A 23,223-nucleotide genomic window follows, 5' to 3' on the forward strand; every position below is an offset into this window, starting at 1 on the left:
CGCCCCCGCGGATGGCCCGGGGCCCGCGGGGGGCGGCCCGGGCCCGGGCCCGCCACCCCGGGGCCCCGGCCGGGGGGGGGGCGGGGGGCGGGGCGGGGGGGGGCCCCCCCGGGGGGGGGGCCCCCCCGCGGCGGGCCGTCGGCGAAGGCTCAGCCCTTCTGCATGACCTCGGGCTCGTGCCGGCGCTGGAGCCGGGTGACGACGATGCCGATGACGACCGAGATGGCGACCAGCACGCCGGCGTCGATCGCCCACTGGGCGACGCTGTGCTTCCAGAGCGGGTCGTAGTTGGGGTTCTGGAAGTCCTTGTTCCAGGGGCCCATGAGGGTGGACAGGTCGAGCGTGGTGGAGACGATGCCGGTGCCCCAGCGGGCGGGCATCAGCCAGGCGACCTGCTCCAGGCCGGGCTTGCTGAAGATCTGGAACAGGCACCCGGTGAACACGACCTGGACGATGGCGAACATGACCAGCAGCGGCATGGTCTTCTCGGCGGTCTTCACCAGGGCGGAGATCATCAGACCGAACATCATCGCGGCGAAGCTCAGCAGGATCATGCCGACGGTCATCTCGACGATCGGCAGGTTCTTCACGATCAGGCCGTGCTCGGGCAGCTTGCGCGGCAGGAAGCCGACGGCGGAGATGATCGCGCCCTGGATCACGCTGAAGAAGCCCAGCACGATGATCTTGGACATCATGTACGCCGAGCGGGACAGGCCGGTGGCCCGTTCCCGTTCGTAGATCGCCCGTTCCTTGATCAGCTCGCGGACCGAGTTGGCCGCGCCGGAGAAGCAGGCGCCGATCGCCAGGATCAGCAGGATCGTGGCGGCCCCGTTGTTGAGGTGGAGCTGGGTGTTGGGGTTGGGCGCGAGCCCCGGCGCGTTGGGGATCAGCACGCTGACCGCGCCGATGACCGCGGGCAGCAGCACCGACAGCGCCAGGAAGCCGCGGTCCGAGGCGAGCACCGACATGTAGCGGCGCATCAGCGTCCACAGCTGGGAGCCCCAGCTCTGCGGCTTCGGCGGCTTGACGGCCTCCTGGGCGACCTGGGCGTGCTGCACCTCGCCCGCCTCGACGGTCGGGGCGGAGTACTGCTGGTAGTGCACCGATCCGCGGTAGCGGCCGGCCCAGTCGTGGTCCGGGTAGTTCTCGAAGGCCTGGAAGACGTCGGCCCAGGTCTCGTACCCGAAGAAGTGCAGCGCCTCGTCCGGCGGGCCGAAGTAAGCCACCGAGCCGCCCGGCGCCATGACCAGCAGCCGGTCGCAGAGGGCGAGTTCCGCCACCGAGTGGGTGACGACCAGGATCGTGCGGCCGTCGTCGGCCAGGCCGCGCAGCATCTGCATGACCTCGCGGTCCATGCCCGGGTCGAGGCCGGAGGTGGGCTCGTCCAGGAAGATCAGCGAGGGCTTGGTGAGCAGCTCCAGGGCGACCGAGACGCGCTTCTGCTGGCCGCCGGAGAGCGCGGTGATCTTGTTGTCGGCCCGCTTGTCCAGGCGCAGCTCGTACAGCACCTCGTCGATCCGGGCCTCGCGCTCGCTGGCCTCGGTGTCGCCGGGGAAGCGCAGCCGGGCCGCGTACTTGAGGCCCTTGCGGACGGTGAGCTCGCGGTGCAGGATCTCGGACTGCGGCACCAGGCCGATGCGCGAGCGGAGCTCGGCGAACTGCTTGTAGAGGTTGCGGCCGTCGTACAGGACCTCGCCGCGGTCCGCCGGGCGGTAGCCGGTGAGGGCGCGCAGCAGGGTGGACTTGCCGGAGCCGGACGGGCCGATGACGGCGACCAGGGACTTCTCCGGGACGCCGAAGCTGACGTCGTTGAGCAGGATCTTCTTGGCGCCCTTGTGCTCGACCTCGACGGTCAGGTGGCGCGCCGAGAAGGAGACGGCGCCGGTGTCGACGAACTCCTGCAGCTGGTCGCCGACCAGCACGAAGCTGGAGTGGCCGACGGTCAGCCGGTCCTGCGGGCCCATCAGCTGACGCTGCACCCGCTGGCCGTTGAGGAAGATGCCGTTGTGGCTGCCGAGGTCGACGATCTCGTAGCGGCCGTCCGGGAGCTGGCGCAGCTCGGCGTGGTGGCGCGAGACCTGGAGGTCGGAGACCACGACGTCGTTGTCGAGCGCACGGCCGATCCGGACGGTGCGCATCGCCGCGGTCAGGTTGCGGATGATGGTCGGCTGCGGCCCGCCGCCGTCCTGCACCGGCGGCGCCGGGAAGCCCTGCTGCTGCGGGAAGCCGCCGTGCTGCGGCTGCGGCTGCGCCGGCTGTTGCGGGGCGTGCGGGGCCTGCGGCGGCGCGTACTGCTGCGGCGGGTAGGGCTGCTGGGCCTGCGGCTGGCCGGCCCAGGGCTGCTGCGGCTGCTGGTACGGGTCGTGCTGCGGCCAGCCCTGCTGCGGGGCGGGCTGCTGGGACGCCGGCACCGGGCCGCGGCTGGTGGCGGCCTCGTGCACCGGGGCGGCCTGCGGGGCGGCGGCGTGCGCCGGGGCGGAGAAGCCGAGCCGGGGGCCGTTCTCCGGGTTGCCCAGGTTCACCACGGCACCGGGGAACAGCTGGGCCTGCAGGGTGCGGGCGCCGGCCACGTACGTTCCGTTGGTGCTGCCGTGGTCGTCCAGCTGCCAACCGTTGCCGTTGAAGCTGATGGTCCCGTGCTGCCAGGAGACCCTGGCGTCGTCGAACGTGAAGTCCGACTGCGGGTTGCGCCCGATGGTGTAGGACCGCCCGGGCTCCAGAGTCCGCTGCTGTCCGTTGATCTCGATGACGAGTTGCGGCACTGCTCGCCTGCCCCGCTCTCTCGGTTCCCCCGAATTGTGGCCCCCGGCCGGGGCCGCGATGTACCTCTGACTGACGGGGGAATCATTCCAGCCCTCCGTCCGTCGGTGAAAGTCGGCCCGGGCGACTGTGACCAGGCTGCTACCGGAGCCCGGACCTGCGGCGTCCCGCGAGGTGGGACGGGTGGTCCCGGCCCCTGCGGAGCCCGGTAGCGTGGGAGCCACCATGAACGCATCGCCCCTGGCCGCTGAGCCCCTCCCCGCCGCCCAGCACCGGACCGCGGACGAGCGCACCCTGCTCGTCAAGGTGTTCGGCAAGGACCGCCCCGGCATCACCGCCGGCCTCTTCGCGACGCTGGCCGGCTTCGGCGTCGACGTCATCGACATCGAGCAGGTCGTCACCCGTGGCCGCATCACGCTGTGCGCCCTGGTCACCCCGCCGCCCGCGCCCGGCGACGAGGGCGGACTGCGGGCCACCGTGCACCGCTGGGCCGACGAGCAGAAGCTCCAGGCCGAGATCCTCTCCGGCATCGGTGACAACCGGCCGCGCCGTGAGGGCCGTTCGCACGTCACGGTGCTCGGCAACCCGCTGACCTCCGCCGCCGTCTCCGCGCTGACCTCGCGGATCACCGCCTCGGGCGGCAACATCGACCGCGTCTTCCGGCTCGCCAAGTACCCGGTGACGGCGGTCGAGCTGGCCGTGTCCGGTGTGGCCACCGACGAGCTGCGGGCCGCGCTGGCCCAGGAGGCGGCCACCCAGCGGGTGGACGTCGCGGTCGTCGCCGCCGGGCTGGAGCGCCGGGCCAAGCGCCTGGTGGTCATGGACGTCGACTCCACTCTCATCCAGGACGAGGTGATCGAGCTGTTCGCCGCCCACGCGGGCTGCGAGCAGGAGGTCGCCGAGGTGACGGCGGCGGCGATGCGCGGCGAGCTGGACTTCGCCGAGTCGCTGCGGGCCCGGGTGGCGCTGCTGGCCGGGCTGGACGCCTCGGTGACGGAGAAGGTCCGCGCCGAGGTCCGCTTCACGCCGGGCGCGCGCACCCTGATCCGTACGCTCCAGCGTCTCGGCTACCAGGTCGCCGTGGTGTCCGGCGGCTTCACCCAGGTCACCGACCACCTGGTGGCGGAGCTGGGGTTGGACTTCGCGGCGGCGAACACCCTGGAGGTGGTGGACGGCAGGTTCACCGGCCGGGTGGTCGGCGAGATCGTGGACCGCGCGGGCAAGGCCCGCTGGCTGGCCCGCTTCGCCGAGCAGGCGAAGGTGCCGCTGGAGCAGACGGTGGCGATCGGGGACGGCGCCAACGACCTGGACATGCTGAACGCGGCCGGCCTCGGGGTGGCGTTCAACGCCAAGCCGGTGGTGCGCGAGGCCGCCGACACCGCGGTGAACGTGCCGTTCCTGGACACCGTGCTCTACCTGCTGGGCATCACCCGTGAGGAGGTCGAGGCCGCCGACGCGCTGCACGGCACGCCGACCGAGTGAGGGCCCGACGACAGCCGAGGGGCGCGCGGATGGGATCCGCGCGCCCCTCGGTGCGTTCCGCGGTCAGTCCTGCGGCGTGTAGTACGAGACCAGCTCGGCCACGCCCGGCTCGACGCCCTTCCAGGAGCCGTTGAAGCTCAGCACCGCGATCGCGGCCGTCGGGAAGCCCCCGAGCCGCAGCCGCTCCAGCGCGTCGCGGTCGCCCGCGTCCCCGGCCAGTACCTGGGTCAGCCCCAGCACACCAGGGTTGTGGCCGACCAGCACCACGTCCGCGTACTCCTCCGGGGTCTCCTGGAGCACGGCGATGATCTCGCCGGGGCTCGCCTCGTAGACCCGCTCCTCGTAGACGGTCTTGCGGGGCCGCTGCGGCAGCTCGTGCACCGCCAGCTTCCAGGTCTCCCGGGTGCGCAGCGCGGTGGAGCAGACCACGTAGTCGGGGTTGATGCCGGAGTCGACCAGCCAGCGGCCGGCGTCCGGGGCCTGGTGACGGCCCCGGTCGGCCAGCGGCCGGTCGTGGTCGTCCACGCCGTTCGGCCAGTCGGCCTTGGCATGGCGGAGAACGATGATCCTGCGGGGCGTGTCGGCGCTCATACCCAGCAAGCTTGGCAGAAAAGCGGCCCGGCGGCGCGATGCTCCGGGTTGCCGCCACTCCGAGGGACGAGGGGTGCCACCGCGCCCCGTTCACCGGGGCCCAGGTGGCCCGGGTGGCGCGGCGCCGCCCGTCAGCCGATCGAGGCGGCGACGGTGGCGATGACGGACACCAGCACTGCGATGGCCACGAAGGCGAGGGCGATGCGGCCGAGCTGCTTGCGGCCGTCGGTGGGGTTGGGATCGAGAACGGGCATGTCCGGGATTCTCCCACCCCGAACACGCCCGCGGCCGCCCGGCCCCGCTCCCTTGGCCCGGCCTTGACCTTCCGCCCGGGCCCCGCCCCCGGCCGTGACCTCAACGGCCGGGACCGGTCCCGGGCCCGGTCCCGGCCAGGACCTCGGGCACCGACCCCGGCCGCACGAGCAGCCGCGGGCGTCACGCCCCGGCCGGCTCCGCCGGGTGCACCGCCTCGTCCTCGATGTGCCGGGCCCGTGCCGCGCGCAGGCCGAACAGCATCTGCGGCACCAGCAGCAGCGCCAGGAAGCCGAGCGGCCAGTACCACTCACCGGTGACGTCGTAGATCCGGCCGATCAGGATCGGGCCCGGCACGGCGATCAGGTAGCCGACACCCTGGGCGAAGACCGACAGCTGGGCGACGCCGCCGGCCGTCCGGGCACGCAGTCCGATCATCGTCAGTACCAGCGGGAAGGCGCAGTTGGACAGGCCCACCAGCAGCGACCAGACCCACGGCGCCCCGGCCGGGGCGAGCGCCAGGCCGGCGTACCCGGCGATGCCGCAGCAGGCCAGCAGCACCACGAACAGCCGCTGGTCGCCACGGCGGGCGGCCAGGTTGGGCAGCACGAAGGAGACCGGCACGCCGATCACCATGGTGACCGCGAGCAGCACCCCGGAGGTGCCCTTGTCGATGCCCGAGTCCTGGAAGATCTTCGGCAGCCAGCCCATCACCACGTACGCGCCGGTGGCCTGGAGGCCGAAGAAGCAGGCCATCGCCCACGCCGTACGGCTGCGGGTGATCGGCAGCTTGGCCGGGGCGGCGGCGCCGCCGGACCGCTCGCCGCGCTCGCGCTTGGCGATCAGCAGCGGCAGCCAGAGCACCAGGGCGAGCGCCCCCAGGGCGGCCCAGCTGCCCAGGCCGTAGCGCCAGTCGCCGCCGAGCGAGCTGGTCAGCGGCACGCTGACCAGGGCGGCCAGCGCGGTGCCGGCCGACAGTGCCATGGAGTACAGGCCGATCATCGGGCCGACCTTCTCCGGGAAGTAGCGCTTGATCACCACCGGCAGCAGCACGTTGGAGACCGCCACACCGGCCAGGGCGAGCGCGGTGAACAGCAGGAACACCGCCGTGCCGCCAGCGAAGGAGCGGGCCAGCACGCCGGCGGTGATCGCGCCCATCCCGGCCGTGATCACCGCGATCGGGCCGATCCGGCGGGCCGCGGCGGGGGCGGCGAAGCCGAACAGCGCGAAGCACAGCGACGGGACGGCGGTGAGCAGCCCGGCGAGCGTCGGGTTCATCCCGAGGCCGTCGCGGACCTGGTCGAGCAGCGGTCCGAGGCTGGTGACCACGGGGCGCAGGTTGAGGGCGGCGGCGGCGATCGCGACGGCGAACAGCCACCCCAGGTAGGTGGCGGAGCCGGAGGGCCGGTCGGCGGCCGGCGACCGGCCCTCCGTCCGGGGGGAAGCGGCGGTCTCTGGTGCGGGCATGTGCAGCATCATAGAATGATGGGATGAATTGATGCACCCCGGAGTTGGCATGATGTGCCGACCTGTGCCGAGCGTTCATCCACCGGCCACCTCCCACCCAGGCCCCACCCAGCCGCAGCCGCAAGGAGTCCCCGTGGCGCTGACCTCCCCGAGGCGCACCCCGCTGTCCGACCAGGTGATCGCACAGCTGCGCTCCCAGATCACGTCCGGTCAGTGGCCGGTCGGCTCGCGCATCCCCACCGAGGCCGCCCTGGTCGAGCAGCTCGGCGTCGCCCGCAACACCGTCCGCGAGGCCGTCCGCGCCCTCGCCCACAACGGGCTGCTCGACATCAGACAGGGCTCCGGCACGTACGTGCTGGCCACCAGCGAGCTGGCCGGGGTGATGCACCGCCGCTTCGCCGACGCCGACCAGGGGCAGGTCGCCGAGTTGCGGGCCGCCCTGGAGACCTCGGCCGCGGCCCTCGCCGCCCGCCGCCGCACCGCCCGCGACCTGGAGCTGCTGGACGGCGCGCTGGCCCGCCGGGAGGCCGCCTGGCACTCCGGCGGCGCCGAGGACTTCGTCCAGGCCGACGCCGCCTTCCACCAGGCCGTGGTCGCCGCCGCCCACAACGACGTCCTGCTCGCCGTCTACGCCGACCTCGGCGAGGCCACCCGCGAGCTCCTGCGGCACGACGTCGGCCCCGAGCTGGTCGCCGAGCGCTACATCGGCCACCACGCCATCCTGGACGCGATCCGGGCCGGTGACCCCGAGCTCGCCGCCCTGGAGGCCGGCCGGGTCACCGTCTCCTGCGCCACCGTCGAGGCCTGACGGCCCCACCGCCGGGGCCGGGCCGAACGCCGTCGCCCGGCCGGAACCCGCCACGCAGCCTGAGCACCGCCGCCCAACCGGAACAACGCCGCAGCCGCAACACCGCTGCCCGGCACCCCCACGAGGGAGGCGCCGGGCAGCGGCGTACGGGCGGGCGTCAGGCGCCGATGGCGTGCAGACCGCCGTCCACGTGGATGATCTCGCCGGTGGTCTTCGGGAACCAGTCCGAGAGCAGCGCGACGATGCCGCGGCCGGCCGGCTCCGGGTCGCTCAGGTCCCACTTCAGCGGGGAGCGGTGGTTCCAGGTGTCCGCCAGGTCGCCGAAGCCCGGGATGGACTTGGCGGCCATCGAGCCGATCGGGCCGGCCGAGATCAAGTTGCAGCGGATGTCCCGCTCGCCCAGGTAGCGCGCCAGGTAGCGGTTGGTCGCCTCCAGGGCGGCCTTGGCCGGGCCCATCCAGTCGTACTGCGGCCAGGCGAACTGCGCGTCGAAGGTCAGGCCGACCACCGAACCGCCGTCCTGCATCAGCGGCAGCAGCGCCGTCGTCAGCGACTTCAGCGAGTACGCCGAGACGTGCATCGCGGTGGCCACGGACTCCCACGGGGTGTCCAGGAAGCTGCCGCCCAGCGCGTCCTGCGGGGCGAAACCGATCGAGTGGACGATGCCGTCCAGGGTCGGCAGGTGCTCGCGGACCTGGTCGGCGATGCCGGCCAGCTGCTGCGGGTCGGAGACGTCCAGCTCCAGCACCTTGACCGGGTGCGGCAGCTTCCTGGCGATCCGCTCGGTCAGGCTCGGGCGCGGGAAGGCGGTGAGGATGATCTCCGCGCCCTGCTCCTGCGCCAGCCTGGCGGTGTGGAAGGCGATGGAGGACTCCATCAGCACACCGGTGATCAGGATCCGCTTGCCCTCGAGGATTCCGCTCATGATCAGTGACCCATGCCCAATCCGCCGTCGACGGGAATGACGGCTCCAGTGATGTACGCGGCCTCGTCCGAACCGAGGAACCGCACGGTGGAGGCGACCTCGGCGGGCGCCGCGTAGCGGCCCAGCGGCACGCCCGAGACGATCTCCGCGCGGCGCTCGTCACTGAGCACGGCGGTCATGTCGGTGTCCACGAAGCCGGGGGCGACCACGTTGACGGTGATGTTGCGCGGGCCGAGCTCGCGCGCCAGCGACCGGGCGAAGCCGACCAGGCCGGCCTTGGAGGCGGCGTAGTTGGCCTGGCCCGGGGAGCCGGACAGGCCCACCACGGAGGAGATCAGCACGACGCGGCCCTTGCGGGCGCGCATCATCAGCTTGGAGGCGCGCTTGACCACCCGGAAGGTGCCGGTCAGGTTGGTGTCCACGACGGAGGTGAAGTCCTCCTCGGACATCCGCAGCAGCAGCGTGTCGTTGGTGATGCCGGCGTTGGCGACCAGCACCTCCACCGCGCCGTGCGCCTGCTCGATCTCGGTGAAGGCGGCGTCGACCTGCGCGGCGTCCGTGATGTCGCAGCGGACGGCCAGGACGTCGTACTTGGCCAGCGCCTCGGGCACCTCGCCCGAGCGGCTGGTGATGGCGACCTTGTCGCCCGCCTCGGCGAAGGCCTGGGCGATCGCGAGGCCGATGCCCCGGTTTCCTCCGGTGACGAGAACCGAGCGGCTCAACGATCCACCTCTCTCCGTGTGTGCGCGTCCGTCGGAATGCGTACGCACTGTGACGCTATCGGGCGGCCGCCGACGGCGGCGCATCGGGCTCCCACAGCGCCTCACGGGCTGATCTGTGGCAATCCGACAATCCGCGCCCCTCCTCGCCGGCCCGGCGGCGGACACCGCCCCTGGCCCGGGCGCCGCCCGGATCGGGCCCACTGTCCGGGAACAACACGGGCGGGCGCGCCCGTTGCCCCCGTGGTGCGGGGCCGGCCCCGGGAGCGGCCGTACCGATTCCCGACCGTCCCGGCGAACGACGAAGGCAGAGCGGATGACCAAGGCACGGCCCGGGAGCACCCACCGACGCGGACGACTGCTGGCCCTCACCGCCCTGGCGGCCGGCCTGGGCGCGGCCGCCTGGTCGCTGCGCGACCTGCCGGCGGCGTTCGGGCGGCGGCCGGACGGCGAGCGCGAGGAGCGGGTGCGCAACTCCCCCCAGTACCGCGACGGCGTCTTCCACAACGCGCCCTCCACGCTCGCCCGCACCCTCGGTGCCCCCGGCTTCGACGGCGCCACCGCCCGCCGGATGCTGTTCGAGCGGGCCGGCCGGGTGCCCACCCGCCCGGTGCCGACCGTCCGCCCCGCGGGCCCGCCCGGGCCGGCCGCCGAGGGCGTGGAGATCACCTGGTACGGGCACGCCTCCGCGCTGGTGGAGATCGAGGGCTTCCGGGTGCTGCTCGACCCGGTCTGGAGCGACCGCTGCTCCCCCGCCGCGCACGTCGGCCCCAAGCGGCTGCACCCGGTACCGGTCGGGCTGGAGGAGCTCCCGCAGGTCGACGCGGTGCTGATCTCGCACGACCACTACGACCACCTGGACATGGCGACGGTCAAGCGCCTGGTGCGCAGCCAGTCCGCGCCCTTCGCGGTGCCGCTCGGCATCGGCGCCCACCTGCGCCGCTGGGGCGTCCCCGAGCACCGGATCATCGAGCTGGACTGGGACGAGACCTGCACCCTGGGCGGCCTGGTGCTCACCCTGACCGCGGCGCACCACTTCTCCGGCCGCGGGCTGACCCGCAACACCACCCTGTGGGGATCCTGGGTGGTCGCCGGCCCGAACCGCAGGGTCTTCTACACCGGCGACTCCGGCTACTTCGAGGGCTACGCCCGGATCGGCGCGCAGCACGGCCCCTTCGACGCCGCCCTGGTCCAGATCGGTGCCTACGACGAGGCCTGGGCGGATATCCACATGACCCCCGAGGACGCCGTCCTCGCCCACCGGGACCTGACGGCCGGCCTGCTGGTGCCCGTCCACTGGTGCACCTTCAACCTGGGCCTGCACCCGTGGGCCGAGCCGGTCGAGCGGCTGGTGAGGGCCGCGAAGGAGCAGGCCGTCCCGCTGGCCGTGCCGCGCCCCGGCGAGCGGGTCGACGTCGACAACCCGCCGGAGCTGGACAGCTGGTGGGAGGCCGTCGGCTGACGGCGCGGGCCGCGGCCGCACGGAACCGGCCGAAACCGCGGCGCACCGGCCGAAATGCGCTGGCCGGAATCCCGGTGGACGGGACATGATGCGGTGCGGGCGCCCCTGTGGCGCCGCACCGCCACCCACCGCGACCTGGGAGCCCGATTGCCTCCGACCCCTTCGGCCGATCACCCCGGCGCGCCGCACGGGCGCGCCGTCGACCCGCTGTTCCTCGCCCTGCCGCTGCGCCCCCTCGCCGACGCCGCCCTCGTCCGGGCCCGCGAACTGGGCGCGGGCCACGCCGACTTCCGCCTGGAGCGGATCCGCAGCGCCTCCTGGCGGCTGCGCGACGCGCGTCCGGCCGGCACCTCCGACAGCGTGCGGCTCGGCTTCGCCGTGCGGGTGCTGCTGGACGGCGCCTGGGGCTTCGCCGCCGGGGTCGACCTCACCCCCGACGCCGCGGCCCGGGTCGCCGAGCAGGCCGTGGCGGTGGCCCGCCTCTCCGGCGGGATCAGCCGGGCGGCCGGCTCCGCCGAGCGGGTCGAGCTGGCCGACGAGCCGGTCTACCGGGACGTCACCTGGGTCTCCTCCTACGAGGTCAACCCCTTCGAGGTGCCGGACGCCGAGAAGACGGCCCTGCTCGCCGAGCGCAGCTCCCGGCTGCTGGCCGCCGACGGCGTCTCGCACGTGCGGGCCGCGCTGCGGACGGTCCAGGAGAACAAGTTCTACGCGGACACCGCGGGCACCGTGACCACCCAGCAGCGGATCCGGGTCCACTCCGACCTGGAGGCCACCTCGGTCGACGAGCGCACCGGCGCCTTCGACTCGATGACGACGCTGGCCCCGCCGGTCGGCCGCGGCTACGAGTACGTCACCGGCACCGGCTGGGACTGGGACGCCGAGCTCGCCGAGCTTCCCGTCCTGCTGGCCGAGAAGATGCGGGCCCCGAGCGTCCGGGCGGGCCGCTACGACCTGGTGATCGACCCGACCAACCTCTGGCTGACCATCCACGAGTCGGTCGGCCACGCCACCGAGCTGGACCGCGCGCTCGGCTACGAGGCCGCCTACGCCGGCACCTCCTTCGCCACCTTCGACCAGCTCGGCTCCCTGCGGTACGGCTCCGAGCTGATGCACGTCACCGGCGACCGCACCGCCGAGCACGGCCTGGCCACCGTCGGCTACGACGACGAGGGCGTGGCCACCCAGTCCTGGGACCTGGTCCGCGACGGCGTCCTGGTCGGCTACCAGCTCGACCGCGCCATGGCCGCGCTGAAGGGCTTCGAGCGCTCCAACGGCTGCGCCTTCGCCGACTCCCCCGCGCACGTGCCGGTGCAGCGGATGGCCAACGTCTCGCTCCGGCCGGCCGCCGACGGTCCGGACACCGCGGGCCTGGTCTCCCAGGTCGAGGACGGCCTCTACATCGTCGGCGACCGCTCCTGGTCCATCGACCAGCAGCGGTACAACTTCCAGTTCACCGGGCAGCGGGCCTACGCCATCAAGGACGGCGAGCTCGCGGGCCAGGTCAGGGACTTCGCCTACCAGGCCACCACCACCGACTTCTGGGGCTCGATGGCGGCGGTCGGCGGCCCGCAGACCTACCGCCTCGGCGGCGCCTTCAACTGCGGGAAGGCGCAGCCCGGTCAGGTCGCGGCGGTCAGCCACGGCTGCCCGTCGGCGCTGTTCCGCAACGTCAACGTGCTCAACACCCAGCAGGAGGCCGGTCACCGATGACCGCGAAGCAGCCCCACGAACTCGTCGAGCTGGCGCTCGGCCTCTCCCGCGCCGACGGCTGCGTGGTGATCGCCGACGAGGAGTCCACCGCCAACCTGCGCTGGGCCGGCAACGCGCTGACCACCAACGGCGTCACCCGCGGCCGCCGCCTCACCGTGATCGCCACCGTGGCCGGCACCGAGGGCACCGCCTCCGGCGTGGTCTCCCGCGAGGCCGTCACGGCGGCCGACGTGGAGGGCCTGGTGCGGGCCGCCGAGGAGGCCGCCCGCGCGGCCGGCCCCGCCGAGGACGCCCGGCCGCTGATCGCCGGCCAGCCCGCGTCCCCGGACTTCACCGAGCCGCCCGCGGTGACCTCCGTCGAGGTGTTCGACGCCTTCGGCCCGGCCCTCGGCGAGGCCTTCGCCCGCGCCCGCGCCCAGGGGCAGCTGCTGTACGGCTTCGCCCGGCACGAGCTGACCTCCAGCTACCTGGGCACCTCCACCGGCCTGCGGCTGCGCCACGACCAGCCCACCGGCATGGTCGAGATCAACGCCAAGACCGCCGACCTCTCCGGTTCTGCCTGGGTGGGCGCGTCCACCCGGGACTTCGCCGACGTGGACGTCGACGACCTGCACGCCGAGCTGACCAGGCGGCTCGGCTGGGGCGCCCGCAAGGTGGAGCTGCCGGCCGGCCGGTACGAGGCGCTGCTGCCGCCCTCGGCCGTCGCCGACATGCTGGTCGTGCTCAACTGGTCCTCCGGCGGCCGGGACGCCCAGGAGGGCCGGACGGTGTTCTCCCGGCCCGGCGGCGGCACCCGGATCGGCGAGAAGCTCAGCCCGCTGCCGCTGACGCTGCGCTCCGACCCGCACGAGCCCGGCCTGGAGGCCGCGCCGTTCGTGCTCGCCCACGCCAGCGGCGGGGACTCCTCGGTCTTCGACAACGGCCAGCCCGTCACCGCCACCGAGTGGATCCGCGGGGGCGTGCTGAACGACCTGGTCACCACCCGCCACTCGGCCGCCCTCACCGGCCTGCCGCTGCGCCCGGCGATCGACAACCTCGTGCTGGAGACGGCCGACCAGGAGTCGGCGCCGACGCTGGACGAGATGGTCGCCCGCACCGAGCGCGGCCTGCTGCTCACCTGCCTCTGGTACATCCGCGAGGTGGACCCGGCGTCGCTGCTGCTCACCGGGCTCACCCGGGACGGCGTCTACCTGGTGGAGAACGGCGAGGTCGTCGGCGAGGTCAACAACTTCCGCTTCAACGAGTCCCCGGTGGACATGCTGAACCGGATCACCGAGGTGGGCCGCACCGAGCGCTGCCTGCCCCGCGAGTGGAGCGACGACGTCACCCGCACCGCGATGCCACCCGTGCGTGTCGCGGACTTCAACATGAGTTCGGTCAGCCAGGCCTCTTAGCCGCCGGTCCACGGGGGGATACGAAGGACATGATGGACGAGAAGCGCGCGACGAGGTCGAGCCGGATGCTGTCGCGCATCCTGCGGCACGAGCCCGGGCTGGCGGGGGTCACGCCGGACGGCGCGGGGTGGGTCCGGGTGGACGAGCTGCTGGCCGGGCTCGCCGCCCGGGGCAGGCCGCTCACCCGGGCCGAGCTGGACCACGTCGTGGCGACCAACGACAAGCGCCGCTTCGGCTACTCGCCGGACGGCCTCTCGATCCGCGCCAACCAGGGCCACACGGTGGCGGTCGACCTCGGTCTGGCCGCCGCCGTGCCGCCGCCCGTGCTGTACCACGGCACCGCCGACCGGCACCTGGCCGCGATCTTCCGCGAGGGCCTGCGGCCGATGGCCCGCCGGGACGTCCACCTCTCGGCGGACACCGAGACGGCCACCCGGGTCGGCGCCCGGCACGGCCGCCCGGTGGTGCTGACCGTGCACGCGGCGGCGATGACGGCGGCCGGCCACACGTTCCGGATCAGTGAGAACGGCGTCTGGCTCACCGACGCCGTCCCCCCGCGGTACCTCTCCCGGCGTTCGTGACCGGGTGTGCGAAGGGCCTGTCCGCTCCGCCGGACAGGCCCTTCGCACACCCGGTCGGGTGGGTCCGGCCCACCCGGTCTCGTCGCCGGGCGGCTCCGGGCGTACCGTGAGGAGGCCGCGCGGCCAGGCGCGCGGGTGCACGACGAGGGCGGTAGGACACATGGGCAAGAGCGCCGACGGCGGGCAGGTCTTCCGGATCACGGGTGCGCGCAGCAGCCTCACCGAGGACGTCCGGGGACGCCAGCGCCGGTACGTCATCTCGATGCTGGTCCGCACGGCCTGCGTGCTGCTCGCCGTGGTGCTGTGGGACGTCCAGCGGGTGCTGGCGTTCGCCGCGCTGGCGGGCGCCGTCCTGCTGCCGTACTTCGCGGTGCTGATCGCCAACGCCGGCCGGGAGCGGGCCCCGGGGCTGCCGAGCACCTTCGATATCCCGCTCGACACCCCGCTGATGCTCGGCCCCGGTGGGACGGGTGGGGCGGGTGCGAAGCCCGGTACAGGGGAGGCAAAGGCCGTTCCCACCGATCCTTCACAGGACGTGGACTGACGGTCCGTTTCCTGCTGGTTCGCCCGCTCGGGCCTCGACGAAAGCTCAAAAGAAGCTCAGATTAATCATGCAGGACCTCCCCATCCGAGGGGGTCGGCGTGACATACTGCGTACGCGCTCCGCATCCCCCGTCGGAGCGACGGACCGACGCCGGGCGGCTCCCCCCGTGGCTGCCCGGCGTCGCCATGCCCGGATCCGCGGCGGGCCCGCGCGGGCGCGACGGGCCGCGTGACAGACTGGCGGTGCAGACGCCACCCGCCAATCGTTGAGGACGGCCCGATGGACACCCCGCAGGCACCGATCTGCTCCGCCAAGGGCTGCCGGGAACAGGCCGGCTGGGTGCTGGTGTGGAACAACCCGAAGCTGCACACCCCGGACCGCCGCAAGACCTGGCTCGCCTGCGACGGGCACCGCGAGCACCTGTCCGGCTTCCTCGGGGTGCGCGGCTTCCTCAAGGAGGTCGTCGCCTTCGCCGACTGGACCCCCGAGGGCGCCGACGGCTCCGGAACGCCGGCCTAGCCGGCCGCGCCTCGCGGCCGTTCCCTCCCTGCGTCCTGGCCGCGTCTTGGCCGTGCCCTGGCCGCGTCCTAGCCGCCGATCGCGGACATCGGCCGCTCGGGCTGGAGGAACTCCGGGTCGTCGATCCCCGCCCCGGCCTTCTTGCCCCACATCGCCGCCCGCCACAGCGCGGCCAGTTCGGCGTCGTCCGCGCCCGAGCGCAGCGCGGTGCGCAGGTCGGTCTCGCCGGTCGCGAACAGGCAGTTGCGCACCTGCCCGTCGGCGGTCAGCCGGGTGCGGTCGCAGGCGCGGCAGAACGGCCGGGTGACGGAGGCGATCACACCGACCCGGCCCGGGCCGCCGTCCACCACCCAGCGTTCGGCGGGGGCCGCGCCCCGGTGCGCGGGCGGCTCCGGGGTGAGCGTGAAGCGGGCGCCCAGCAGGTCCAGGATCTCCGTCGCGGTGACCATCGAGGAGCGGTCCCAGCCGTGCTGGGCGTCCAGCGGCATCTGCTCGATGAAGCGCAGCTCGTAGCCCCGCTCCAGGCACCAGGCCAGCAGGTCGGCCGCCTCGTGGTCGTTGACCCCGCGCATCAGCACCGCGTTCAGCTTCACCGGCGCCAGCCCGGCGGCCTCGGCGGCGGCCAGCCCGTCCAGCACGTCCTGGTGGCGCCGGCGGCGGGTGAGGGTGTGGAACACCTCGGGGTCGAGGGTGTCCAGCGAGACGTTGACCCGGTCGAGGCCGGCCTCGCGCAGCGCCGTCGCGGTGCGGGCCAGGCCGATGCCGTTGGTGGTCAGCGAGAGTTCCGGGCGCGGCTCCAGCTCCGAGCAGGCGGCGACGACCGCGACCAGCCCGGGGCGCAGCAGCGGCTCGCCGCCGGTGAAGCGGACCTCGCGCACGCCCAGGTCGCGGACGGCGACGGTGACCAGCCGGACGATCTCCTCGTCGGTCAGCAGGTCGGGCCTGGCCAGCCACTGCAGGCCCTCCTCGGGCATGCAGTAGGTGCAGCGCAGGTTGCACCGGTCCGTGAGGGAGACCCGCAGGTCGACGGCCTGGCGTCCGAAGGTGTCGAGCAGCACGTGCGTCCTTCCCGAGATGCGGCCGGCCCGGCCACCGTCACGGCGGGCCGGGCCAGCATAGTCATCGCGGGACGATCAGTGGGCGCCCAGCCCGGTCAGCGAGCGGACCTCCAGTTCAGCGTACTTCGCCGGGTCGGGTCGCTCCCTGGACAGCAGCGTGCCGAGCCAGCCGGCCAGGAAGCCGACCGGGATGGAGACCAGGCCGGGGTTCTCCAGCGGGAACCAGTGGAAGTCGGAGTGCGGGAAGAGCGAGGTCTTCGCGCCGGAGACCACCGGCGAGAACACCACCAGCGCCACCGAGGTGACCAGTCCGGCGTAGACCGAGCTGACCGCGCCGACGGTGGTGAAGCGCTTCCAGAACAGCGAGTAGAGCAGGGTGGGCAGGTTGGCCGAGGCGGCGACGGCGAAGGCCAGGGCGACCAGGGCGGCGGTGTTGAGCTTGTCCGCGAAGAGGCTGAGCACGATCGCCACCGCCCCGATCGCGAACGCGGCCCACTTCGCCGACAGCACCTCCTCGCGCTCGCTCGCCTTGCCGCGCCGGATCACGTTGGCGTAGAGGTCGTGGGCGAAGGAGGCCGAGGAGGCGAGCGTGAGCCCGGCGACCACGGCGAGGATGGTGGCGAAGGCGACGGCCGAGATCACCGCGAGCAGGACGGCGCCGCCGGTGGTCCCGGCGCCCCCGCCGAGCGCCTCGGCCAGCTGCGGGGCCGCGGTGTTGCCGGCCGCGTTCGCCGACTTGATCGCCTTGGAGCCGACGAGCGCGGCCGCGCCGAAGCCGAGCGCCAGGGTCATCAGGTAGAAGACGCCGATGATGCCGATCGCCCAGAGCACCGACTTCCGGGCGGCCTTGGCGGTGGGCACGGTGTAGAAGCGGACCAGGATGTGCGGCAGGCCGGCGGTGCCGAGCACCAGGGCGATGCCGAGGCTGATGAAGTCGAGCTTGGCGGTGCCGCTGCCGTACTTCTGCCCCGGTTGGAGGAAGGCCTCGCCCTTGCCGCTCGCGCTCGCCGCCGCGCCGAGCAGCTCGGAGGGGTTGAAGTGGTACTTGGCGAGCACCAGGACGGTCATCAGCGCGGCGCCGACGATCAGCAGCACCGCCTTGACGATCTGCACCCAGGTGGTGCCCTTCATCCCTCCTATCACCACATAGATGATCATCAGTGCGCCGACCCCGACGATGGTCCAGCGCTTGGCGGCGTTCCCCTCGGCCCCGAGCAGCAGGGCGACCAGGGTGCCGGCCCCGACCATCTGGGCGAGCAGGTAGAAGATCGACACCACGATGGTGGAGACGCCCGCCGCGGTGCGCACCGGGCGCTGGCGCATCCGGAAGGCGAGCACGTCCGCCATGGTGAAGCGGCCGGAGTTGCGCAGCGGTTCGGCGATCAGCAGCAGCGCGACCAGCCAGGCGACCAGGAAGCCGATCGAGTAGAGGAAGCCGTCGTACCCGGCGAGCGCGATGGTTCCCGCGATGCCGAGGAAGGAGGCGGCGGACATGTAGTCGCCGGAGATGGCCAGGCCGTTCTGGAACCCGGTGAAGCCGCGGCCGCCGGCGTAGAAGTCGGAGGCGCTCCTGGTCTGCCGTCCGGCCCGGACGGTGATCGCGAGGGTGGCCAGGACGAAGGCCCCGAACAGGGTCATCGTCAGGCCGCGGTGCTCGGTGGCCGAGCTGGCGAGGAGCATCATTCGGCGGACTCCCGGGGGGCGTGGACGACGGCGCCGTGCGCCTCGCGGATCGCCGCGGCGGCGGGGTCGATCCGCCGGTCCGCGTAGCGGGCGTACCAGGCGGCGATGGCGAAGGTGGTCGCGAACTGCAGCAGCCCGAGCACCAGGGCCACGTTGACGTGCCCGAGGACCTTGGCGCGCATCAGTCCCGGGGCGTAGCAGGAGAGCAGGACGTAGAGCAGGTACCAGAGCACGAAGCCGACGGTGACCGGGAAGGCGAAGCTCCGGAACGAGCGCCGCAGTGCACGGAACTCCTCGCTCCCGTCGATGTGTCGGGCTTCCGTGGCGTCGGTGGCGAGGGGCGGCGAATCCACGCTGTCTCACTCCTTCGGCGTATTCGTCACACGGGGCGATCGAACGTGAGGGGCGTCACATGTCTGGTGTGCGCCGCGCAATGCTAGGAGCGTCCTGCCCGCCCCGGAAGGGGTTGGCCGCGATCAGTCGACCGTTCACCCCCTCGCACCATCCGATTGGCCGAAAAGCAGCCCATCCCAGTGAACGCACCGCCCACGACCGGCCCCCGAAACGGCTCCGGCCCGTGCCGCCCCGGTCGGGGAGCGGTACGGGCCGGAGCCGGGGAGCGGGGGCCTTCAGAAGGCGATCCGCACCTTCAGGGCCGAGCGGTCGTCCATCGCGCGGTAGCCGTCCGGAACGCCGTCCAGCCCGACGGTGCGGTCGAAGACCAGGCCCGGCTCGATGGCGCCCGAGAGCACGTCCGGCAGCAGCTCGGGGATGTACGCCCGGGCCGGGGCGACGCCGCCGTTCAGGGAGACGTTCCGGCCGAACATCTGGCCGATGTCGACGCCCGCGCTGCCGCCGTGCGGCACCCCGACGTAGCCCACCGCGCCGCCGTCCCGGGCGATCGAGACGGCCGTGCGCATCGACTCCTCGGTGCCCACCGCCTCCAGCACCGCGTGCGCGCCCTGGCCGCCGGTCAGCTCCTTGACCGCCTCGACCGCGGCGTCCCCGCGCTCGGCCACCACGTCGGTCGCCCCGAAGCGCCGGGCCAGCTCGGTGCGGGCCGGGTGCCGCCCCAGCGCGATGATCCGGCCCGCGCCCAGCCGGTGCGCCGCCAGGACCCCGCACAGGCCCACCGCTCCGTCGCCGACCACCGCGACCGTCGCCCCCGGCCGCACCCGGGCCGAGACGGCCGCGTGGTGCCCGGTCGACATCACGTCGGACAGCGCCAGCAGCCCCGGCAGCAGCTTCTCGTCTCCCGCCGCCTCCTTCGGCAGCTTCACCAGCGTCCCGTCCGCGAACGGCACCCGCACCGCCTCGCCCTGGCCGCCGTCCGAGCCGACCTGCCCCCAGAAGCCGCCGTGCGGGCAGGAGGTCTGGAGGCCTTCGAGACAGAAGTCACACGTCCCGTCCGACCAGACGAACGGCGCCACCACCAGGTCCCCCCTGGTGAAGCCGCGCACCTCGGCGCCGACCTCCTCGACCACGCCCAGGAACTCGTGGCCGATCCGCTGGCCGGCCACCCGCTGCGCCACACCGCGGTACGCCCACAGGTCGCTGCCGCAGATACAGGCGTTCACCACCCGCAGCACCACGTCGGTCTGGTGCTGGATCACCGGGTCCGGCACCTCCTCGATACGGATGTCGTTCGGGCCGTGGATCACGGTGGCACGCATGCGCTGTTCCTTTGTTGAAACGGTTTCGACCAGGTGTACGACACCCCCGCCGACCACTCTATTCCGGCCGCCCGGTCGGAACATTCCGGCCGGAGCCCCCCGCCGCGCCCCTTATCCTGTTGGACCATGCAACCGATCCAGCCCGAGACCCTCGGAGCGCCGCGGACCGCCCCGGTCCCCGCCCAGCGCTCCGCCGCGCCCAGCGGGGGCTTCGCGGTCGTCGACGTCGAGACCACCGGTCTCGGCCGCTCGGACCGCGTCATCTCGGCGGGCGTCTACCAGCTGGACCACGACGGCGACGTCGTCGACCACTGGTACACCCTGGTCAACCCCGAACGGGACCCGGGCCCGGTCTGGATCCACGGCCTCACCGCCGAACTGCTCGCCACCGCCCCGACCTTCCCGCAGATCGCCGAGGAGTTCGCGGCCCGGCTGCGGGGCCGCGTCCTGGTCGCGCACAACGCGCTCTTCGACTGGAACATGATCTCCCGCGAGTTCTCCCGGGCCGGCCTGCGCGCCCCGGTCGACCAGCGGCTGTGCACCATGGTCCTCTCCCGCGACCTGCGCCTGCCGCTGCCCAACGGCAAGCTGTCCTCGCTCGCCGCCCACTTCGGTGTCCGGCAGCGCCACGCCCACAACGCCCTGGACGACGCCCGGGTGCTCGCCGAGGCCTTCCGCCCCAGCCTGCACCTCGCCCGCGACGGCGGCGTGCCGCTGCCGCTGCAGAACTGCGTCGCGGTCACCGACCTCGGCGAGGACGAGCCCGCCTCCCCCGCCCGCAGCACCTGGACCGGCTCCACGTACCGCCAGGCCAGGAAGCGCCCGCCCTGCCCCTACCCCAACCCGGGGCGCTGGGTGGACGGCAAGCCGCTCGTCCAGGGCATGCGGGTGGCCATCACCGGCGACACCGCCACCGACCGCGAGGTCCTGGAGGACCGCGCCGTCGAGGCGGGCCTGCACATCGCCACCTCGGTGAGCCGCCTCACCAGCCTGCTGGTCACCAACGAGCCGGACAGCTGGAGCGGCAAGGCCCGCAAGGCCCGTGAGGTCGGCACCCCCGTGGTCGGCGAGGACGCCTTCCTCCAGCTGCTGCGCGAGGTCGCCCCGCACCCCGGTGCGTGAGCCGGTTGTGAGGTCGGCGTACGGTTCCGGTGTGTACCGTTTTCTGCTGACCCGACAGTGGCTGACCACCATGCTGGTCGCGCTGCTGCTGATCCCCGCGACGATCAAGCTGGGCTTCTGGCAGCTGCACCGCCACGAGGCCCGGGTGGCCCGGAACGAGCTGATCGGCCAGGCCCTGACGGCGGCGCCGGTCCCCTTCGACACCCTGTCGCCGACGCCCGGCTTCGCCGTCCCCAAGGACCTCACCTGGCGCACCGCGACCGCCACCGGACAGTACGACCCGGCGCACGAGTTCGTGGTCCGCAAGCGGACCGACTCCAGCGGCACCATCGGCTACTTCGTCGTCACCCCCTTCCGGCTCGCCGACGGCAAGGGCACCGTCCTGGTCAACCGCGGCTGGGTCGCCTCCGGCACCGGGGCCACCGAGTACCCGCCCGTCCCGGCCGCCCCCGCCGGCGAGGTCTCCCTCACCGGCCGCCTGCGCGCCGAGGAGACCTACGGCGCCAGCGGCATCAAGGACCGCACCGGCCTGCCCGACCGCCAGTACAACCTGATCAACACTGACGAGCAGGCCAAGCGCACCGGCACCCCCCTCCTCGGCGGCTACCTCGAACTCACCGGCACCACCCCGGCCCCGGCCGAGCAGCCCCAGCTGATCCCCGAGCCCAACCACTCGGACATCGGTCCCCACATGGCCTACGCCATCCAGTGGTGGCTGTTCACCGCGATGATTCCGGTCGGCGTCTGGGTCCTCGCCCGCCGCGAGGCCAAGGACCGCGCCAAGCAGGCCGCCGAGGCCGAGGTGCCGCTCGACGCCGTCCCCGCCTAGGAGGGCGGGGCCCGTGTCGCCGCGGCCCCGCGTAGCTAGAGCACGTCGTCCAGCTCCCGCAGCAGCCGCGCCTTCGCCCGCGCCCCCACCACCGAGCGCACCGGCCGCCCCTCCCGGAACACCATCAGCGTCGGCATCGACAGCACCCCGTACGCCGCCTGCGTCCGCGGGTTGCGGTCCACGTCCACGCTCACCACCCGCATCCGGTGCGCCTCCTCCCGCGCGATGTCCGCCAGCACCGGCGCCATCATCCGGCACGGCGGGCACCAGTCCGCCGTGAAGTCGACCAGCACCGGCCCCGGCGCCGCCAGCACCTCCTGCGCGAACGTCTCGTCCGTCACCGCCGGCACACCCGTGATCTCCACCACCGTCTACTCCTTCGTCAGTTCGCACCGCGGCGGTTCCCCGACGGCGGCCAGCCCGTCCCGGGCCTTCACCGCCCGGTCGAACTGCCCCGCCACCTGCGACCGCACCTCCTGGAGCCGGGCGATGCACGCGTCCAGCTCCCCCAGCTTGCGCCGGTAGACCTCCAGGGAGGCCGGACACGAGTCCCCCTCCGGGTGCCCGGCCCGCAGGCACTCCACGAACGGCCTGGTCTCCTCCAGGCCGAACCCGAAGTCCTGCAGCATCCGGATCTCCCGCAGCAGCCTCAGGTCCCCCTCGTCGTACGCCCGGTACCCGTTGCCGGCCCGCCGGGCCGGCAGCAGCCCCAGCTGCTCGTAGTACCGCAGCGCCCGCGTGGTCGTCCCCGCGCGCCGCGCCAACTCACCGATCCGCACGCCGAACCACTCCTCCCGCGCCTCCGGCAACGACGGTAAACCTTCCCCCCGGCGTCAACGCCAGCCCCACCCGCCCCGTCCGGCAGGCACTATGTCCCCATGGATCTCGGACTGAAAGACAGGGCCTACATCGTCACCGGCGCCACCCGGGGCCTCGGCCTCGCCGCCGCCCGCGAACTCGCGGCCGACGGCGCCCACGTGCTGGTCAGCGGCCGCACCCGGCAGGCCGTCGACAACGCCGTCGCCGAACTCGGCGCCCTCGGCAGCGCCCGCGGCCTCGCCGCCGACAACGCCTCCCCCGACACCCCCGAACGCCTCGTCGCCGAGGCCCGGCAGCAGTTCGGGCGCCTCGACGGCATCCTGATCAGCGTCGGCGGCCCGCCGGCCGGGCCCGTCGCGGCCGCCCCCGAGCAGGCCTGGCGGGACGCCTTCGAGTCGGTCTTCCTGGGGGCGCTGCGCCTCGCGCGCACCACCGCGGACGCGCTCCCGGACGGCGGGGTGATCGCCTTCGTGCTGTCCAGCTCCGTCCGCCAGCCGATCCCGGGCCTCGGCATCTCCAACGGGCTGCGGCCGGGCCTGGCCATGGCCGCCAAGACCCTCGCCGACGAGCTCGGCCCCCGCGGCATCCGGGTGGTCGGCCTGCTCCCGGGCCGGATCGACACCGACCGGGTCCGCGAGCTCGACGGCCTCGCCCCCGACCCCGACGCGGCCCGCGCCCAGGCCTCCGCCGCGATCCCGCTCGGCCGCTACGGCACCCCCGAGGAGTTCGGCAGGGTCGCCGCGTTCCTGCTCTCCCCCGCCGCCTCCTACCTGACCGGCGTCATGGTCCCCGTCGACGGCGGCGCCCTGCGCAGCCTCTGAC

The 23,223-nt window shown here is 73.6% G+C and carries 23 protein-coding genes; 11 read left to right on the forward strand and 12 right to left on the reverse strand.

What is annotated here, in order from left to right; genetic code table 11:
• Nucleotides 1-149 precede the first annotated feature (149 nt).
• A complete protein-coding gene (locus tag ACH5AR_RS12695) occupies nucleotides 150-2,762 on the reverse strand; it encodes an FHA domain-containing protein (RefSeq protein ID WP_396301382.1) in 2,613 nt (870 codons plus the stop codon).
• 223 nt (nucleotides 2,763-2,985) lie between these two features.
• Between ACH5AR_RS12695 and serB the strand changes: the two genes are divergently transcribed.
• Nucleotides 2,986-4,242: a phosphoserine phosphatase SerB gene (serB, locus tag ACH5AR_RS12700; protein ID WP_396301383.1), complete on the forward strand. Its 1,257-nt coding sequence runs from the start codon at nucleotides 2,986-2,988 to the stop codon at nucleotides 4,240-4,242.
• 63 nt (nucleotides 4,243-4,305) lie between these two features.
• Here the strand turns inward: serB and ACH5AR_RS12705 are convergent, their stop codons facing one another.
• The 3 genes from ACH5AR_RS12705 to ACH5AR_RS12715 form a co-directional block, all read right to left on the reverse strand.
• Nucleotides 4,306-4,833 carry a SixA phosphatase family protein gene (locus tag ACH5AR_RS12705; protein WP_396301384.1) on the reverse strand — a complete coding sequence of 176 codons (528 nt, stop codon included), beginning with the start codon at nucleotides 4,831-4,833 and terminating at the stop codon, nucleotides 4,306-4,308.
• 131 nt (nucleotides 4,834-4,964) lie between these two features.
• Entirely contained in the window at nucleotides 4,965-5,087 is a 123-nt protein-coding gene (locus ACH5AR_RS12710) for an SGM_5486 family transporter-associated protein (RefSeq protein ID WP_396301385.1), read from the reverse strand.
• 181 nt (nucleotides 5,088-5,268) lie between these two features.
• On the reverse strand, nucleotides 5,269-6,552 hold the full coding sequence (locus ACH5AR_RS12715; RefSeq protein WP_396301386.1) for a CynX/NimT family MFS transporter: 1,284 nt from the start codon (nucleotides 6,550-6,552) through the stop codon (nucleotides 5,269-5,271).
• Nucleotides 6,553-6,685: 133 nt separating this feature from the next.
• On the opposite strand from ACH5AR_RS12715, the gene ACH5AR_RS12720 reads away from it, so the two are divergent.
• A complete protein-coding gene (locus ACH5AR_RS12720; protein ID WP_396301387.1) occupies nucleotides 6,686-7,360 on the forward strand; it encodes a FadR/GntR family transcriptional regulator in 675 nt (224 codons plus the stop codon).
• A gap of 157 nt (nucleotides 7,361-7,517) precedes the next feature.
• Here ACH5AR_RS12720 and fabI read toward each other — a convergent pair whose 3' ends face one another.
• On the reverse strand, nucleotides 7,518-8,285 hold the full coding sequence (gene fabI, locus ACH5AR_RS12725) for an enoyl-ACP reductase FabI (protein WP_396301388.1): 768 nt from the start codon (nucleotides 8,283-8,285) through the stop codon (nucleotides 7,518-7,520).
• 2 nt (nucleotides 8,286-8,287) lie between these two features.
• On the reverse strand, nucleotides 8,288-9,007 hold the full coding sequence (gene fabG, locus ACH5AR_RS12730) for a 3-oxoacyl-[acyl-carrier-protein] reductase (RefSeq protein WP_396301389.1): 720 nt from the start codon (nucleotides 9,005-9,007) through the stop codon (nucleotides 8,288-8,290).
• 313 nt (nucleotides 9,008-9,320) lie between these two features.
• On the opposite strand from fabG, the gene ACH5AR_RS12735 reads away from it, so the two are divergent.
• From ACH5AR_RS12735 to ACH5AR_RS12760, 6 genes are all read left to right on the forward strand, one after another.
• Entirely contained in the window at nucleotides 9,321-10,466 is a 1,146-nt protein-coding gene (locus tag ACH5AR_RS12735; RefSeq protein WP_396301390.1) for an MBL fold metallo-hydrolase, read from the forward strand.
• A gap of 147 nt (nucleotides 10,467-10,613) precedes the next feature.
• The gene (locus tag ACH5AR_RS12740) at nucleotides 10,614-12,179 is read left to right on the forward strand and encodes a TldD/PmbA family protein (protein ID WP_396301391.1); all 1,566 of its coding nucleotides are present in this window, start codon (nucleotides 10,614-10,616) and stop codon (nucleotides 12,177-12,179) included.
• Nucleotides 12,176-13,573, forward strand: a complete 1,398-nt coding sequence (locus ACH5AR_RS12745) for a metallopeptidase TldD-related protein (RefSeq protein WP_396301392.1) — start codon at nucleotides 12,176-12,178, stop codon at nucleotides 13,571-13,573. The genes ACH5AR_RS12740 and ACH5AR_RS12745 overlap by 4 nt, the downstream gene beginning before the upstream one ends.
• 32 nt (nucleotides 13,574-13,605) lie before the next feature.
• The gene (locus ACH5AR_RS12750) at nucleotides 13,606-14,154 is read left to right on the forward strand and encodes an RNA 2'-phosphotransferase (protein ID WP_396301393.1); all 549 of its coding nucleotides are present in this window, start codon (nucleotides 13,606-13,608) and stop codon (nucleotides 14,152-14,154) included.
• 160 nt (nucleotides 14,155-14,314) lie between these two features.
• Nucleotides 14,315-14,698, forward strand: a complete 384-nt coding sequence (locus ACH5AR_RS12755) for a DUF3099 domain-containing protein (protein WP_396301394.1) — start codon at nucleotides 14,315-14,317, stop codon at nucleotides 14,696-14,698.
• Nucleotides 14,699-14,977: 279 nt separating this feature from the next.
• A complete protein-coding gene (locus ACH5AR_RS12760; protein WP_396301395.1) occupies nucleotides 14,978-15,217 on the forward strand; it encodes a hypothetical protein in 240 nt (79 codons plus the stop codon).
• Between the two features lie 68 nt (nucleotides 15,218-15,285).
• Here ACH5AR_RS12760 and moaA read toward each other — a convergent pair whose 3' ends face one another.
• From moaA to ACH5AR_RS12780, 4 genes are all read right to left on the reverse strand, one after another.
• On the reverse strand, nucleotides 15,286-16,275 hold the full coding sequence (moaA, locus tag ACH5AR_RS12765; protein ID WP_396301396.1) for a GTP 3',8-cyclase MoaA: 990 nt from the start codon (nucleotides 16,273-16,275) through the stop codon (nucleotides 15,286-15,288).
• A gap of 75 nt (nucleotides 16,276-16,350) precedes the next feature.
• Entirely contained in the window at nucleotides 16,351-17,958 is a 1,608-nt protein-coding gene (locus ACH5AR_RS12770) for a cation acetate symporter (protein ID WP_396301397.1), read from the reverse strand.
• Nucleotides 17,955-18,311 carry a DUF485 domain-containing protein gene (locus tag ACH5AR_RS12775; RefSeq protein ID WP_396301398.1) on the reverse strand — a complete coding sequence of 119 codons (357 nt, stop codon included), beginning with the start codon at nucleotides 18,309-18,311 and terminating at the stop codon, nucleotides 17,955-17,957. The genes ACH5AR_RS12770 and ACH5AR_RS12775 overlap by 4 nt, the downstream gene beginning before the upstream one ends.
• Before the next feature lie 276 nt (nucleotides 18,312-18,587).
• Nucleotides 18,588-19,631: a zinc-dependent alcohol dehydrogenase family protein gene (locus ACH5AR_RS12780; protein ID WP_396301399.1), complete on the reverse strand. Its 1,044-nt coding sequence runs from the start codon at nucleotides 19,629-19,631 to the stop codon at nucleotides 18,588-18,590.
• A gap of 126 nt (nucleotides 19,632-19,757) precedes the next feature.
• Here ACH5AR_RS12780 and ACH5AR_RS12785 point away from each other — a divergent pair, with 126 nt between their 5' ends.
• Together ACH5AR_RS12785 and ACH5AR_RS12790 are read left to right on the forward strand one after the other, a co-directional pair.
• Nucleotides 19,758-20,753 carry a DEDDh family exonuclease gene (locus ACH5AR_RS12785; RefSeq protein ID WP_396301400.1) on the forward strand — a complete coding sequence of 332 codons (996 nt, stop codon included), beginning with the start codon at nucleotides 19,758-19,760 and terminating at the stop codon, nucleotides 20,751-20,753.
• Nucleotides 20,754-20,784: 31 nt separating this feature from the next.
• The gene (locus ACH5AR_RS12790) at nucleotides 20,785-21,582 is read left to right on the forward strand and encodes an SURF1 family protein (protein ID WP_396301401.1); all 798 of its coding nucleotides are present in this window, start codon (nucleotides 20,785-20,787) and stop codon (nucleotides 21,580-21,582) included.
• A gap of 35 nt (nucleotides 21,583-21,617) precedes the next feature.
• Here ACH5AR_RS12790 and trxA read toward each other — a convergent pair whose 3' ends face one another.
• A complete protein-coding gene (trxA, locus tag ACH5AR_RS12795; RefSeq protein ID WP_396301402.1) occupies nucleotides 21,618-21,950 on the reverse strand; it encodes a thioredoxin in 333 nt (110 codons plus the stop codon).
• 3 nt (nucleotides 21,951-21,953) lie between these two features.
• Nucleotides 21,954-22,361, reverse strand: coding sequence for a MerR family transcriptional regulator (locus ACH5AR_RS12800; RefSeq protein ID WP_396301661.1), 408 nt, complete (start codon nucleotides 22,359-22,361; stop codon nucleotides 21,954-21,956).
• Nucleotides 22,362-22,460: 99 nt separating this feature from the next.
• On the opposite strand from ACH5AR_RS12800, the gene ACH5AR_RS12805 reads away from it, so the two are divergent.
• A complete protein-coding gene (locus tag ACH5AR_RS12805) occupies nucleotides 22,461-23,222 on the forward strand; it encodes an SDR family NAD(P)-dependent oxidoreductase (protein ID WP_396301403.1) in 762 nt (253 codons plus the stop codon).
• Nucleotide 23,223: the final 1 nt, after the last annotated feature.

The sequence above is a fragment of the Kitasatospora sp. NPDC018619 genome (assembly GCF_044391605.1).
Classification (GTDB): Bacteria; Actinomycetota; Actinomycetes; order Streptomycetales; family Streptomycetaceae; genus Kitasatospora.